The 13326-nt window shown below is 44.3% G+C and carries 30 protein-coding genes; all 30 read right to left on the bottom strand.

Annotated elements, in window-relative coordinates:
- Positions 1-15: 15 nt before the first annotated feature.
- Positions 16-414, bottom strand: a complete 399-nt coding sequence (gene rpsK / locus J7M13_08615; GenBank protein ID MCD6364037.1) for a 30S ribosomal protein S11 — start codon at positions 412-414, stop codon at positions 16-18.
- 23 nt (positions 415-437) lie between these two features.
- Complete coding sequence (gene rpsM / locus J7M13_08610) at positions 438-809, bottom strand: 30S ribosomal protein S13 (GenBank protein MCD6364036.1); 372 nt, start codon at positions 807-809, stop codon at positions 438-440.
- Positions 810-832: 23 nt separating this feature from the next.
- Complete coding sequence (gene rpmJ, locus J7M13_08605; GenBank protein MCD6364035.1) at positions 833-946, bottom strand: 50S ribosomal protein L36; 114 nt, start codon at positions 944-946, stop codon at positions 833-835.
- Between the two features lie 16 nt (positions 947-962).
- Positions 963-1181, bottom strand: coding sequence for a translation initiation factor IF-1 (gene infA, locus J7M13_08600; protein ID MCD6364034.1), 219 nt, complete (start codon positions 1179-1181; stop codon positions 963-965).
- Between the two features lie 3 nt (positions 1182-1184).
- Entirely contained in the window at positions 1185-1481 is a 297-nt protein-coding gene (locus tag J7M13_08595) for a KOW domain-containing RNA-binding protein (GenBank protein MCD6364033.1), read from the bottom strand.
- Positions 1466-2215 (bottom strand): type I methionyl aminopeptidase, encoded by a 750-nt coding sequence (gene map / locus J7M13_08590; protein MCD6364032.1) that lies wholly within the window; start codon positions 2213-2215, stop codon positions 1466-1468. The genes J7M13_08595 and map overlap by 16 nt, the downstream gene beginning before the upstream one ends.
- Positions 2202-2846, bottom strand: a complete 645-nt coding sequence (locus J7M13_08585; GenBank protein ID MCD6364031.1) for an adenylate kinase — start codon at positions 2844-2846, stop codon at positions 2202-2204. Before J7M13_08585 ends, map begins: the two co-directional genes overlap by 14 nt.
- Before the next feature lie 27 nt (positions 2847-2873).
- The gene (gene secY, locus J7M13_08580; protein ID MCD6364030.1) at positions 2874-4163 is read right to left on the bottom strand and encodes a preprotein translocase subunit SecY; all 1290 of its coding nucleotides are present in this window, start codon (positions 4161-4163) and stop codon (positions 2874-2876) included.
- Positions 4164-4610, bottom strand: coding sequence for a 50S ribosomal protein L15 (rplO, locus tag J7M13_08575; GenBank protein MCD6364029.1), 447 nt, complete (start codon positions 4608-4610; stop codon positions 4164-4166). It abuts the gene before it with no gap.
- On the bottom strand, positions 4603-4794 hold the full coding sequence (gene rpmD / locus J7M13_08570; GenBank protein ID MCD6364028.1) for a 50S ribosomal protein L30: 192 nt from the start codon (positions 4792-4794) through the stop codon (positions 4603-4605). Before rpmD ends, rplO begins: the two co-directional genes overlap by 8 nt.
- A complete protein-coding gene (rpsE, locus tag J7M13_08565) occupies positions 4791-5297 on the bottom strand; it encodes a 30S ribosomal protein S5 (GenBank protein ID MCD6364027.1) in 507 nt (168 codons plus the stop codon). Before rpsE ends, rpmD begins: the two co-directional genes overlap by 4 nt.
- 18 nt (positions 5298-5315) lie before the next feature.
- Positions 5316-5684 carry a 50S ribosomal protein L18 gene (locus J7M13_08560; GenBank protein ID MCD6364026.1) on the bottom strand — a complete coding sequence of 123 codons (369 nt, stop codon included), beginning with the start codon at positions 5682-5684 and terminating at the stop codon, positions 5316-5318.
- 19 nt (positions 5685-5703) lie between these two features.
- Positions 5704-6246 carry a 50S ribosomal protein L6 gene (gene rplF / locus J7M13_08555; GenBank protein MCD6364025.1) on the bottom strand — a complete coding sequence of 181 codons (543 nt, stop codon included), beginning with the start codon at positions 6244-6246 and terminating at the stop codon, positions 5704-5706.
- Positions 6247-6261: 15 nt separating this feature from the next.
- Positions 6262-6660: a 30S ribosomal protein S8 gene (gene rpsH / locus J7M13_08550; protein MCD6364024.1), complete on the bottom strand. Its 399-nt coding sequence runs from the start codon at positions 6658-6660 to the stop codon at positions 6262-6264.
- Between the two features lie 15 nt (positions 6661-6675).
- Positions 6676-6861 (bottom strand): type Z 30S ribosomal protein S14, encoded by a 186-nt coding sequence (locus tag J7M13_08545; protein MCD6364023.1) that lies wholly within the window; start codon positions 6859-6861, stop codon positions 6676-6678.
- Between the two features lie 6 nt (positions 6862-6867).
- Positions 6868-7413, bottom strand: coding sequence for a 50S ribosomal protein L5 (rplE, locus tag J7M13_08540; protein ID MCD6364022.1), 546 nt, complete (start codon positions 7411-7413; stop codon positions 6868-6870).
- 15 nt (positions 7414-7428) lie between these two features.
- Positions 7429-7746: a 50S ribosomal protein L24 gene (rplX, locus tag J7M13_08535; GenBank protein ID MCD6364021.1), complete on the bottom strand. Its 318-nt coding sequence runs from the start codon at positions 7744-7746 to the stop codon at positions 7429-7431.
- Between the two features lie 13 nt (positions 7747-7759).
- Complete coding sequence (gene rplN / locus J7M13_08530; protein MCD6364020.1) at positions 7760-8128, bottom strand: 50S ribosomal protein L14; 369 nt, start codon at positions 8126-8128, stop codon at positions 7760-7762.
- Positions 8125-8409 carry a 30S ribosomal protein S17 gene (gene rpsQ, locus J7M13_08525; protein MCD6364019.1) on the bottom strand — a complete coding sequence of 95 codons (285 nt, stop codon included), beginning with the start codon at positions 8407-8409 and terminating at the stop codon, positions 8125-8127. Before rpsQ ends, rplN begins: the two co-directional genes overlap by 4 nt.
- Before the next feature lie 9 nt (positions 8410-8418).
- Positions 8419-8637, bottom strand: coding sequence for a 50S ribosomal protein L29 (gene rpmC, locus J7M13_08520; protein ID MCD6364018.1), 219 nt, complete (start codon positions 8635-8637; stop codon positions 8419-8421).
- Complete coding sequence (gene rplP, locus J7M13_08515) at positions 8634-9062, bottom strand: 50S ribosomal protein L16 (GenBank protein ID MCD6364017.1); 429 nt, start codon at positions 9060-9062, stop codon at positions 8634-8636. The genes rpmC and rplP overlap by 4 nt, the downstream gene beginning before the upstream one ends.
- 14 nt (positions 9063-9076) lie before the next feature.
- Positions 9077-9757 carry a 30S ribosomal protein S3 gene (gene rpsC, locus J7M13_08510; protein ID MCD6364016.1) on the bottom strand — a complete coding sequence of 227 codons (681 nt, stop codon included), beginning with the start codon at positions 9755-9757 and terminating at the stop codon, positions 9077-9079.
- 3 nt (positions 9758-9760) lie between these two features.
- Positions 9761-10099 (bottom strand): 50S ribosomal protein L22, encoded by a 339-nt coding sequence (gene rplV / locus J7M13_08505; protein ID MCD6364015.1) that lies wholly within the window; start codon positions 10097-10099, stop codon positions 9761-9763.
- Positions 10100-10110: 11 nt separating this feature from the next.
- Positions 10111-10395, bottom strand: coding sequence for a 30S ribosomal protein S19 (gene rpsS / locus J7M13_08500; protein ID MCD6364014.1), 285 nt, complete (start codon positions 10393-10395; stop codon positions 10111-10113).
- Positions 10396-10410: 15 nt separating this feature from the next.
- Positions 10411-11235 carry a 50S ribosomal protein L2 gene (rplB, locus tag J7M13_08495; protein ID MCD6364013.1) on the bottom strand — a complete coding sequence of 275 codons (825 nt, stop codon included), beginning with the start codon at positions 11233-11235 and terminating at the stop codon, positions 10411-10413.
- Between the two features lie 14 nt (positions 11236-11249).
- The gene (gene rplW / locus J7M13_08490) at positions 11250-11549 is read right to left on the bottom strand and encodes a 50S ribosomal protein L23 (protein MCD6364012.1); all 300 of its coding nucleotides are present in this window, start codon (positions 11547-11549) and stop codon (positions 11250-11252) included.
- Entirely contained in the window at positions 11530-12180 is a 651-nt protein-coding gene (rplD, locus tag J7M13_08485; GenBank protein MCD6364011.1) for a 50S ribosomal protein L4, read from the bottom strand. The genes rplW and rplD overlap by 20 nt, the downstream gene beginning before the upstream one ends.
- Positions 12181-12186: 6 nt before the next feature.
- The gene (gene rplC, locus J7M13_08480; protein ID MCD6364010.1) at positions 12187-12816 is read right to left on the bottom strand and encodes a 50S ribosomal protein L3; all 630 of its coding nucleotides are present in this window, start codon (positions 12814-12816) and stop codon (positions 12187-12189) included.
- A 14-nt stretch (positions 12817-12830) separates the two neighbouring features.
- Positions 12831-13136, bottom strand: a complete 306-nt coding sequence (gene rpsJ / locus J7M13_08475) for a 30S ribosomal protein S10 (GenBank protein ID MCD6364009.1) — start codon at positions 13134-13136, stop codon at positions 12831-12833.
- Positions 13137-13168: 32 nt separating this feature from the next.
- A partial coding sequence (gene tuf / locus J7M13_08470) for an elongation factor Tu (GenBank protein MCD6364008.1) occupies positions 13169-13326 on the bottom strand: 158 nt, incomplete at its 5' end.

The following is a 13326-nucleotide window of genomic DNA, read 5'->3' as shown; positions in this document are numbered from 1 at the left end:
AACCTCCTTTCGATATCAAACCCTGCGCCTCTTAGGGGGACGACAACCATCATGGGGAATTGGGGTAACGTCCTTTATAGTTCTGATCTCCAACCCGGCTGCTTGCAAAGACCTTATAGCCGCCTCTCTTCCCGCTCCTGGACCCTTAACATAGACATCTATTTCCCTCATTCCAAACTGGTCCATAGCCTTTTTAGCTACCTGCTCAGCCGCAAGCTGAGCAGCATACGGAGTAGACTTTCGGGTTCCCTTATATCCAACCGTTCCTCCACTCGCCCAGCACAGAACGTTTCCCTCCTTATCCGTTATAGTAACTATCGTGTTATTAAATGTAGCCTTTATATGCGCTACACCACTGGGAACGTTCTTTTTTTCTTTTCTCTTTCTCTTCCCACGTGATCTCTTACGCGCCATTTTTCACCCTCCTTTATAGTTTTTCATTTTTTCCTCTTAGCACCAACGGTGCGCCTTGGACCTTTTCTGGTTCTCGCGTTGCTTCTCGTCCTCTGCCCTCTAACGGGCAGACCAAGCTTATGTCTCAAACCTCTATAACACCCTATCTCTATCAATCTCTTTATATTCATGACTACTTCTCTTCTCAGCTCTCCCTCAACCTTAAAGTTTTTCTCTATGTATTCCCTTATCTTAGCTATTTCCTCCTCAGTTAAATCCTTCACTCTCTTATCCGGGTTAACTCCCGTATTCCGAAGGATCTCCTTAGAGCGGGATAGCCCTATGCCATAGATATAGGTTAACGCTATTTCCACCCTCTTATTGCGAGGAAGGTCTACACCCGCTATTCTCGCCATTATGTTATTCCCCCCTTATATGTTTATCCCTGTCTTTGCTTATGACGAGGATTAGAACAGATAACCCTCACCTTTCCCCTACGTCTCACGATTTTACACTTCTCACAACGTGGTTTCACAGACGCTCTTACCTTCAAAGTTGTAAACACCTCCTCATTTATAGCGATAGACGATCCTGCCCCGGCTTATATCATATGGAGATATTTGAACCAGAACTCTATCACCTGGCAGGATTCTTATAAAGTTCATTCTCATTTTCCCGGAAACGTGAGCCAAAACCGTATGCCCGTTTTCAAGCTGGACCTTAAACATGGCATTAGGGAGAGGCTCCACCACCCTTCCCACAACCTCGATTACATCTCCCTTAGACATAAATTATTTGCACACCTCCTCTTCCCCAACAAACCTTCTTATACCATTTCTTACCTCCTCATTAAGAACCCTTTGTCCTTTTAGGAGCTTATCTCTGATATCCCATAAATAGTAATTCGTGAACTGAAGATGGATTAAATTCTTGCGTTTTGGCTTTTCTATTTTTCTCTTTTCCCCATCGCATACCAAAACCCTCTCATTCTCCACATCGTAGCCAATTACAACGTACCATTTGCCCTTATCCTTTCCCGCTTTGGAAATCACCACTTTTCCAATTAGGTCCTTTAAACCTCCGTTAATACTAAGGCGTCCTCCTTTCTCACAAGAATCGTATGTTCAAAGTGAGCTGAAAGGGATCTGTCCTTGGTAACTACGGTCCAGCCATCCGACAGAACCTCCACCTCATATCCACCAGCGTTAACCATTGGCTCTATCGCTAACAGCATCCCCTCCTCAAGAACAGGACCGGTTCCTCGTTTTCCAAAGTTAGGAATCTGTGGAGGCTCATGAAGCTCTCTTCCCACGCCGTGTCCCGCATAATCCCGAACAACAGAAAAACCATGTAATTCAACGTAGTTTTGTATTGCCTCACCTATATCCCCGATTCTCGCTCCCTTCTTAGCTACTCCTATACCAACACTCAAGGACTCACGCGTTACTCTAATAAGCTCCCTTGCTTCATCACTCACGTTTCCGACCATAAACGTCCTTGCTGCATCCCCATAATATCCTTTATATTTAACGCCAACATCTATACTTATAATGTCACCCTCCCTCAGAATCTTATCTTGGGATGGTATTCCATGAACTACCTCCTCATTAACCGAAGCACAAATGGTAGCTGGATATCCCCTATAGCCTTTAAACGCTGGTATTCCTCCCCTGCTCCTTATATACCTTTCAGCTATTCTGTCAAGATATAAAGTGCTTACGCCTGGCTTGATTGACTCCTCTATTCTCCTTAGAACCTCCGCCACAATTCTGCACGCCTCTTTAACGAAAGCCAACTCCTTTACAGAGCTAATTACCAGAATTCATCCACCTCTCTATTTCAGCAAGAACCTCTTTTGAATCCTTATTTGCATCAAGCTCAATTAGAATACCTTTCTTTCTATAGTGATCTATAAGAGGCTCAGTTTGATTTCTGTAAACATCAAGCCTTCTTAGAATTGTTTCCTCCTTATCATCGTCTCTTTGGTAAAGCTCCCCACCGCATTTATCACAAACCCCTTCTATCTTCGGAGGTGAATACCTAATGTGATAAAGAGCACCACACTTTTTGCAAACCCTTCTACCGGTAAGGCGTTCAAGAATTGTTTCCTTATTAGCGTTAAAGAGAAATACCGCATTTAGCGATATTCGCTTTTTTTCCAAAAGACGGTCAAGAGCCTCTGCCTGAGGTATGGTTCTTGGAAAGCCATCGAGTATAAATCCCTTCTGCGCGTCTGGTTCAGCAAGCCTTTCCTCTATTATTCCAATTATTATCTCATCCGGTACGAGTAATCCCCTATCCATATACTCTCTAGCCTTTTTACCAAGTTCCGTCCCCTTCTTAACTGCCTCTCTGAGTATATCCCCTGTGGAAATGTGCGCAATTCCATATTTACTTTTCAATAAAGAAGCCTGTGTACCTTTACCGGCACCAGGAGGCCCAAGAAAAACCATTCTAAAAGCCAATTTCTACTCCCTCCTTTAGAATCTAAAAAGCTCTTTACTACCAGTTCTCTTTATAAATCCCTCATAATGTCTCATTATAAGATATGCCTCTATTTGATGAACCGTTTCAAGAGCAACGCCGACCACTATAAGGAGAGCCGTACCCCCAAAGTAAAATGTGGTGACATTTACAAGTCTCATCAAAACTATCGGCAGAAGAGCAATACCAGCTAAGAATATAGCTCCCCCCAATGTTACCCTCGATAGTATTCTCTCTATATAATCTGCTGTCGGCTTACCTGGCCTTATCCCAGGAATAAATCCACCATATTTTTTAAGATTATTAGCTACATCAGCAGGGTTAAATATAACCGCTGTATAGAAGTAGGTAAAGAATATTATAAGAAGCGCATAAGCTACCATATATATAGGATGGCCAGGTCTAAAAATAGACAGCACTCCTTTTGCTCCTTCTGGGAGAAATTGAGCTATAGTACTCGGGAAAACAAGAATAGAAGATGCAAATATAATAGGGATAACTCCTCCCATGTTTACCCTTAAAGGGAGAAAGGTAGTTTGTCCTCCATATATCTGACGTCCTACTATCCTTTTGGCATACTGAATAGGCAATCTTCTCTGTCCTTCCTGGACCATGACAACACCTGCCACAACGAGAATCGCTATAGCCACGAAGAGCAAAACGTTTATAAAACTTAGCTCTCCGACTCTAAGTAGGGACAGAGTCTGGGTTAGCCCTGCGGGAATTCTCGCAACTATACCGGCGAATATAAGTATAGATATGCCATTTCCTACACCGTGGTCTGATATCTGCTCTCCTAACCACATAAGGAAAACGCTTCCAGCAGTTATAGTAGCAACAATGATAAGCCTTGATGCCAAACTCGTATCGTAAAGCACTCCAAGGTGTTCAAGCCAAAAGGTTAGACCAAACGATTGCAAAGCAGCAAAAAGAACCGTTCCATATCTCGTGTATTGAGTTATCTTTTTCCTGCCCTCTTCTCCCTCCTTAGACAACTTTTCAAGGTAGGGAATAACGACCGTTAAAAGCTGCATTACTATAGCAGAGTTTATATAAGGGGCAACGCCAAGAGCGAATATGGAAAATCTCCTTAGGGCTCCCCCCGCAAATAGATCCAGAAACCCAAGGATCCCTCCCTTGGTAAATAGCTTCATCAGAGCAGCAGTATCTATACCCGGTGTTGGAATGTGAACACCAAGCCTATATATAAATAGAACGAAGAGAGTAAACAGTATTCTCCGCTTTAGATCAGGTATTCTAAATAGATTTTTTATAGGCTCAAACAATTATATCACCTCAGCTTTCCCTCCAGCGGACTCTATTTTCCTTATCGCAGATTTACTAAAAGCGTGTGCTCTAACCATGAGAGGCTTTTTAAGCTCTCCCTCTCCAAGAATCTTTACGCCATCTAATATATCCGAAATTATCCTTCTTTGAAGCAAGAGCTCCGGGGTTATAACCGTCCCCTCCTCGAAAACGTTCAAATCCTTAACATTCACGATCGCAAACTCCTTCCTGAACGGACCGTTTCTAAAACCTCTTTTGGGAATTCTCAAAGCCAAAGGGGTTTGCCCTCCCTCAAAACCAAGCCTAACTCCTCCGCCAGACCTCGCCTTCTGCCCCTTATGACCTCTGCAAGATGTTTTCCCGTGACCAGAACCTATACCTATCCCAACCCTTTTAGGAGGTCTTTTTGCTCCCTTTGGCGGACGAAGCAAATGCAGCTTAAGCACTTTCTATCCCCTCCTCAATCTCTATTAAGTGCTTCACCTTATTTATCATTCCCCTGATCTGGGGATTGTCGGGCTTTTCCACCGTCTGATAAAGCCTTTTAAAGCCAAGCGCCTTAATCGTGTCCCTTTGATCCTTTGAATAGCCTATAAAGCTTTTAACCCATTTTATCCTAAGTTTTCTCATAATTTAGCCACTCCTCCTCTTAACCTTTCTACATCCTCCACCGTTCTGAGTTTAAGCAAAGCATCGATAGCAGCCTTGGCCACGTTAATAGGATTGTTGGTTCCCCCTATGGACTTGGTCAAAATATCTTTTATTCCACCAAGCTCGAGAACTGCTCTGACTGCCCCTCCTGCTATAACCCCAGTTCCAGGAGCAGCGGGTCTCATGAACACCTTAGCTGCTCCGTATTCTCCCATCACAGCGTGTGGTATGGTGTTCCCTACCTTTTTGATCTCTATAACATTCTTCTTAGCGTCTTCTATTCCCTTCCTTATAGCCTCCGGCACCTCCTTTGCCTTACCCATTCCAACGCCTACATATTTTTCTCCATCTCCCACAACGACCAGCGCGCTAAACTTATACCTCTTTCCTCCCTTAACTACCTTACAAACTCTATTTATGCTTACGACCCTTTCCTTGAACTCTATCCCGGAAACATCTATGCGTTTTCTCTTCTTTATCATCCCGTTCACACTCCCCCTTTAGAACTCGAGACCTTCGGATCTCGCAGCATCGGCGAGGGCTTTAATAGCGCCATGATATTTATGCCCCCCTCTATCAAAAACAACTTTCTTGATGCCCTTTTCAAGAGCCTTACGCGCTATAAGCTTCCCCACAAGCTTAGCAGCTTCTATATTGCCACCATGCCTTATCTTTCCCTTAAGCTCGGGCGAAAGAGTAGACGCAGATACCAACGTATGTCCCGCATCATCATCTATTATCTGGGTATATATATGGTTTAAGCTTTTGAAAACGGAAAGCCGGGGTCTTTCTGCCGTTCCTCTTATTTTTTTTCTAATCCTCTCGTGCCTAATCTTCCTCATTTCCTGGCGTGGTCGAACCTTGATCAAAGCATGATCACCCCTTTCTTCAAGCTGTCTTAGCGGCTTTACCAGGCTTAAGCTTTACCTCCTCACCCTTATAACGAACGCCTTTACCCTTATAAGAATCGGGTTCTCTGAAAGAACGTATAATCGCAGCTACTTGTCCAACGAGATGCCTGTCTATACCCTTAACCACTATCCGCTGAGGTTCAGGAACCTCTATGGTAATCCCATCCGGAGGTTCGTACTCTACCGGATGAGAGTATCCTAAGGAGAGCACAAGTTTTCTACCCTCCATCTTAGCTCTATAACCAACTCCCACAATCTCAAGTTCCTTCACAAACCCTTTGTGAACCCCCTCTACCATATTTGCTAAGAGAGCACGCATAGTCCCATGGATAGCCCTATGGAACTTAGCATCGGAAGGACGGAACACTCTCAAGGTATTTCCTTCAAGCTTAACCTCTATATCAGGATGAACTTCCATTTCTAGGCTTCCCAGAGGACCAGATACCTTGACTTTTCTTCCTTGAATCTCCACATTAACTCCCTTAGGCAACTCTATAGGCATCTTTCCTATACGCGACAAAGCTTTTCACCTCCATCACCATATATAGCACAAAACCTCTCCTCCAATTCCCTTTTCTCGCGCTTCCTTATCTGTCATAATACCACTTGATGTAGAAATTATGGCTATTCCAAGTCCTCCCATAACCTTAGGAAGCTTGCTTTTCCCAACATATATTCGCAAACCTGGCTTACTGACTCTCTTCAATCCAGTTATAACTCTTTCCTTATCAGGGCCATACTTCAAGAATATCCTTATCATGGGAATCTTGCCTTCTTTTACTATCTTAAATCCCTTTATGAATCCCTCTCTCTTCAATATTTTAGCTATCTCAAGCTTGATCTTTGACAAAGGAATATCCACGCTCTCATGATACGCAGTATTCGCATTCCTTATTCTCGTAAGCATATCGCCTATAGGATCATTAACATACATCTTCTCACTCCCTCCTCACCAGCTCGACTTTATAACTCCAGGAATCTTCCCCTCACGAGCGAGTTTCCTGAAACAGATGCGACACATATTAAACTTCCTTAAAAAAGCACGTGGGCGACCACATAAAGGACACCTATTGTATTTTCTTACCTTGAACTTAGGCTCTTTCTGTGCCTTTACCATTAAAGCTTTTCTTGCCAAAGCATTTCACCTCCGTCTGAAAGGCATTCCAAGATACTCCAGTAGGGCTTTAGCTTCCTCGTCCGTTTCAGCAGTGGTAACTATGGTTATGCTCATTCCACGAACTTTCATTATTTTGTCGTAATCTACCTCGGGAAAAACCAACTGCTCCCTTATACCTAAGGTGTAATTTCCTCTACCGTCAAAGGAGCGAGGAGAAAGCCCCCTGAAATCCTTTATTCTCGGAAGAGCTATGTTTATCAACCTATCAAGAAAATCATAGGCTCTGTCTCCCCGCAGAGTCACAAAGCATCCTATCGGGGCTCCTTCACGAAGCTTAAAACCCGCTATAGATCTCTTTGCTTTAGCCACAACGGGCCTTTGCCCCGATATCATGGCAAGCTCCTCCATAGATGACTCCAGATACCTTATGTCATCTTTTGCCTCTCCAACGCCAATGTTTATAACTATCTTCTCTATCTTAGGAACTTCCATGATGTTTTTATAACCGAATCTCTCCATCATTTTAGGAATGACTTCCTTTTTATACTTCTCTTTCATGCGTGGAACCATGCTAAATCTACCTCCTTAGACACTGTCTATAACCTCTCCGCACTTCTTACACACCCGGACCTTTCTTCCATCCTCTAAAAAGCCATGACCTACCCTTGTGGGATTACCGCAGGCAGGACACACAACCATAACTTTACATACATATATGGGAGCCTCCTGCGATATAATACCGCCCTGAGGCGTTTTCTGTGTAGGTCTTACATGCTTCTTAACGATGTTAACGCCCTCAACCAAAACCTTTCCTTCCCTTGGAAAAACCTTAAGGACCTTTCCTTCCTTTCCCTTATCTTTACCAGAAAGTACCCTCACTCTATCTCCCTTTTTAACGTGCATCCTGAATACCCCCTCAAACGACCTCTGGAGCTAAAGATATTATTTTCATAAAGTTCTTGTCCCTGAGCTCTCTTGCTACAGGACCAAATATCCTTGTTCCTCTTGGCTCACCATACTCGTTTATCAAAACTGCAGCGTTATCATCAAACCTCACGTACGATCCATCCTTCCTACGAATCTCCTTTTTAGTCCTGACTATAACCGCTTTTACAACATCCCCTTTTTCTATACCTGAATTGGGAATAGCTTCCTTAACGGAAGCTACTATGACATCCCCTATCCTTCCAAAGTGTCTTTCGCTTCCTCCTAAAACCCTTATGCACTTTATAAGCTTCGCACCGGAGTTATCCGCAACCTTTAGCACGGTCTCTTGATAGATCATGTTGACTCTGCCACCTCCTCCTCGAGAAGGAGATCTGCAGTTTGGGCTTTCTTAACTATGCTTACAACCTTCCACCTCTTCGTTTTGCTCAAAGGTCTACAAGGCTTTATTTTAACCATATCTCCTACTCTGCATTTATTTTCAGGGTCATGCGCCACAAACTTTGATCTTTTTCTAACCGGTTTACGATAAAGTGGATGAGGTATCATTCTTTCGACCTGCACTATTACGGTTTTATCCATCTTGTCGCTTACAACGACTCCAACGAATTCTTTAGCCATGACGATGTATCACTCCCTTCCCTCTCCAACGAGATTAATTCCAAGCTCCTTTTCTCTCATCACCGTTTTTATGCGAGCTATAGTTCTTTTCACTTCTCTAATTCTCATAGGATTTCCAAGCTGCCCAACCGCTTTCTGAAATCTCAGATTGAAGAGCTCCTCCTTAAGCTCTCTATACTTTTCCCTGAGCTCCTCCATCGTGAGTTCTCTGAGCTCACTCGCCTTCATGAGGCACCACCTCCCGATCCTTCCCTCGTGACAACACGGGTGCGGATGGGAAGCTTTGCATCCGCCTGACGAAACATTTCTTCCGCCTCTTCCTTAGAAACGCCTATGACTTCAAAAATGATTCTCCCCGGTTTAACGACGGCAACCCAGTGATCAACGTTTCCCTTACCTTTACCCATTCGAGTCTCAGCCGGTTTCTTTGTAACCGGTTTATCCGGGAAGATCCTGATCCACATTCTTCCGCCTCTCTTCAAGGAACGAGTAATAGCTATACGGGCAGCCTCTATCTGCTGAGCCGTTATCCAAGCCGGCTCTAAAGCTTGCAAACCATAGTCTCCAAACGCAAGAGTTGTTCCTCCCTTAGAGCGACCTTTCATACGTCCTCTCTGTTGCTTTCTGTATTTTACCCTCTTTGGCATTAGCATTTTAGCTTACCCCCTTATGATTCAGTTTCACCCTCCGCAGATACAAGCTCTTTCTCCTTTGGCTCGGGCAAAACTTCTCCGTGGAATATCCAAACCTTGACGCCTATCTTTCCATAAATAGTATAAGCCTCAGCAAAGCCGTAATCTATATCAGCCCTTATGGTTTGAAGGGGTAGTCTTCCCTCCAAATACCATTCCTTCCTGGCGATTTCCGCTCCACCGAGCCTACCGCTACACATTATCTTTATGCCTTTGGCGCCAGCACGCATCGCCCTCATTATAGCCTGCTTCATAGCCCTTCGGTGAGAAACCCTTTTCTCTATCTGAGATGCTATATGCTCTGCAACAAGCTGAGCATCTATCTCTGGTTTCTTTACCTCCTGAACGTTTATAAAGATGCGCTTACCGCCCGTCATTTCCCTGAGCTTCCTTCTGGCATCTTCTATTTCAGCTCCTTTAGTTCCTATCACTAAACCAGGGCGAGCAGTCAAAACAGTTATTCTAACTATATTAGCTATACGCTCTATTATTATCTTAGAAATTCCAGCATTATACCATCTTTTCTTAAGATAATTTCTGAGCTTGATATCCTCATGAAGCTGTTCTGTATAGGTTCTGCCTTCAGCAAACCATCTTGAATCCCAAGTCTTGATAACTCCTAATCTAAACGCTATAGGATGAACCTTCTGCCCCACAGACTATCCCTCCTTCTCCTTTACGACAACGGTTATATGGCTGGTTCTCTTCCTTATCAAAAAGGCTCTTCCCATCGCCCGGGGCCTTATTCTCTTCAAAGTTGGACCCTGATCTACGAAAATTCTGTGAACGTATAACCTATCTACATCCATCTCAAAGTTATTCTCCGCGTTAGCTATAGCAGATTTAAGGACCTTTTCTACTATTCTCGCTGCCTTCTTAGGCAGAAAACGCAAAATCAAAAGAGCCTCATTGACGGGCTTATTCCTTATAAGGTTTATGACCTGCCGAACCTTTTTGGGTGATATTCTCACATACCTAGCGACAGCCCTTGCTTCCATACTTAAACACCTCACTTAAGAGCCGTTGATCTCTCAGTGGGAGAACCGTGCCCGCCAAATTTCCTGGTGGGCGCGAACTCACCCAGTTTATGTCCAACCATCTGCTCAGTTATATATATAGGTATATGGGTCCTTCCATTGTGAACGGCAATGGTATGTCCTATCATCTCAGGAACTATTGTTGATCTTCTGGACCAGGTTTTTATAACCCTTTTTTCCCCTTTCTGATTCATCTCCAAAATCTTCTTCAGAAGTTTCGGATCAACATAGGGACCTTTCTTTCGAGATCTTCCCACGAAAACGACACCTCCTCATTTACGCCTCTTAATGATCCATTTGTCCGTTGGATGGTTCTTCCTCCTCGTCTTATACCCCTTAGCGGGAACCCCCCAAGGTGAACAAGGCTGCTTATTGCTCTTGGATCTTCCCTCGCCCCCACCCATCGGGTGGTCAACGGGGTTCATCGTCATACCCCTTACATATGGTCTCCATCCAAGCCAACGATACCTTCCGGCCTTTCCTATCACTATGTTCTCATGATCTACGTTACCAACCTGCCCAATGGTAGCCATACAGTCAAGATGAATTAATCTTATCTCCCCAGATGGAAGCCTTATATGAGCATAATCCCCTTCCTTAGCCATTATCTGCGCTGCCGCTCCCGCAGCCCTAACAAGCTGTCCTCCCTTACCCTTTCTAAGCTCTATATTGTGAACCAGAGTTCCATCCGGTATATATCTCAAGGGTAAAGCGTTACCTGGCTTTATATCCGCATCTGGACCAGACATAACGGTTTGCCCGACTTCCAGTCCCACAGGTGCAAGAATATATCTCTTCTCACCATCAGCGTAGTGGAGCAAAGCTATTCTCGCAGATCTGTTGGGATCATACTCTATCGCTGCTACCTTTGCAGGAATGCCTATCTTGTCCCTTCTGAAGTCTATTATTCGGTACATTCTCTTGTGTCCACCGCCTCTATGGCGCACCGTCACACGCCCCATAGAGTTTCTTCCCGCCTTTTTCTTTAAGGGCACGAGAAGCGATTTCTCCGGTTCCGTCTTAGTTATCTCCTCAAAGGTTGAAACGGTCATAAATCTCCGACCAGGAGTTATCGGCTTAAACCCTTTAACACCCATTTAAAGCAACCCCCTCATACTCCCAGATTTTCGAAGAACGGTATTTTATAGCCAGGCGCAAGTGTGACTATCGCCTTCTTCCATGCTGGTTTCCTGCCTCTGTAAACTCCCAATCTCCTTGGCTTCCCTTTCATCCTTATGGTATTTACCTTAACGACTCTAACCTTAAATATCTCCTCAACCGCTTTCTTAATCTCGATCTTGTTAGCGTCTATAGGAACCTCAAAGGTATACTTCCTATCTTTCTCCATAGCCTTAAAAGCCTTCTCAGTAATTATGGGTCTTATTATCACGTCATGCAGCTCTCTCTTCACCACCGTACACCTCCTCAATTCGTGAGAGGGCAGCTCGCGTTATAAGAAGTTTTTCATGCACAAGAATATCGTAAGTGTTTATGCTATCCACATGGATCACATGAACGTTTGGAAGATTGCACGCGCTTTTATATACAACCTCGTCGCTCCTATCCATAACAACAAGAGTTTTCTCCTTCTTAACACCAACTTTATCAAGGAAAGCCAGCATTTTCTTTGTCTTAGGAGGAGCTTCAAACTTTATATCCTCAACGATAAGCAAGTTACCCTCTTTATACTTCGAGGTCAACGCCGCTCTGAGAGCAAGTCTTCTCATCTTCTTAGGAAGCTTTTGATCATAATCTCTTGGCTTAGGTCCAAAGACAACTCCTCCACCTACCCATAGCGGAGATCTAATGCTACCATGACGTGCTCTCCCGGTACCTTTCTGACGCCATGGCTTTCTTCCCCCACCTCTTACCTCCCCGCGTGTCTTTGTACAGGCAGTCCCTTGCCTTCTATTGGCAAGATGAGCTACCACTGCTTGATGAACGACTGCCTTATGAAGAGGAGCCTCAAATAGATAGGAACTTACCTCTATTTCTCCTTTAACCTCTCCACTGTTCGGATCCAAAACAGAAAGCTTCGGCATCGAACTTCACCCCTTCTTCGACTTCTTTATCAACACGATGCTGTTCCTACTTCCCGGAATCCCTCCCCTAACAAGCAATAGGTTTTTCTCCGGGTAAATTTTAACAACCTCAAGGTTTCTCACAGTGACGCGCACACTACCCATGTGCCCAGCCATTCTCTTGCCCTTAAAAACGTGTCCCGGTTCAGTGTGAGCCCCGAGTGAGCTTCCATAGCGATGAAAAGCAGATCCATGACTCGCAGGTCCCCCACTAAACCCATGTCTTTTCATACCGCCCGCGAAGCCCTTTCCCTTAGTGATACCAGTTATATCGACCTTTTCTCCCTCTTTAAATATGTCTACCTTCAGCTCCCGACCAACCTCGAATTTATCCACATTTTCTACCCTGAACTCCCTTAGATACCTTTTGGGTTCCACCCCCGCCTTTTTAAAGACCCCTTTCATCGGTTTATTAACCTTGTGGGGTTTGATATATCCAAATCCAAGCTGGAGGGCAGTATAGCCCTCCCTCTCTTCCGTTCTCTTACTTACAACCACACATGGCCCAGCTTCTATAACCGTAACCGGGACCGCTTCACCGTTAGGCTTAAATATCTGCGTCATTCCAAGCTTTCTCCCAATCAATCCCAAAGGCAATTTCATCAACCTCCTTAAGTCTTTATCTCTATATCAACGCCAGAAGGAAGGTTCAGCTTCATCAGAGCTTCTATAGTTTTAGGAGTCGGACTAATGATGTCTATTAGTCTTTTGTGAACCCTTATCTCGAACTGCTCTCTGGAATGCTTATCCTTATGCGGAGATCTTAAAACGCATATCTTGTGTATCTCTGTCGGTAGCGGTATGGGCCCACTGATTTCCGCATCTGTTCTTTCAGCGGTCTCCACTATCTGAGCCGCTGATTTATCGAGAAGCTTATGATCGTATGCCTTCAACTTTATTCTTACCCTTTGAGTCAAGGGATAATCCCCTCCTTTTAACCCTTTATAGCCTACTCTATGATCTCGGTTACGACTCCCGCACCTACCGTCCTGCCTCCCTCTCTTATCGCAAATCGTAAACCCTTCTCCAATGCAACAGGCGTTATCAACTCCACCTCAAAATTCGTATTATCACCAGGTATAACCATCTCAACCCCCTCAGGTAACT

Source organism: Synergistota bacterium, assembly GCA_021159885.1.
Taxonomy (GTDB): Bacteria; Synergistota; GBS-1; order GBS-1; family GBS-1; genus AUK310.
Note: the sequence above shows the minus strand (reverse complement) of the source record. Positions and strands in the feature narration are given on the sequence as shown.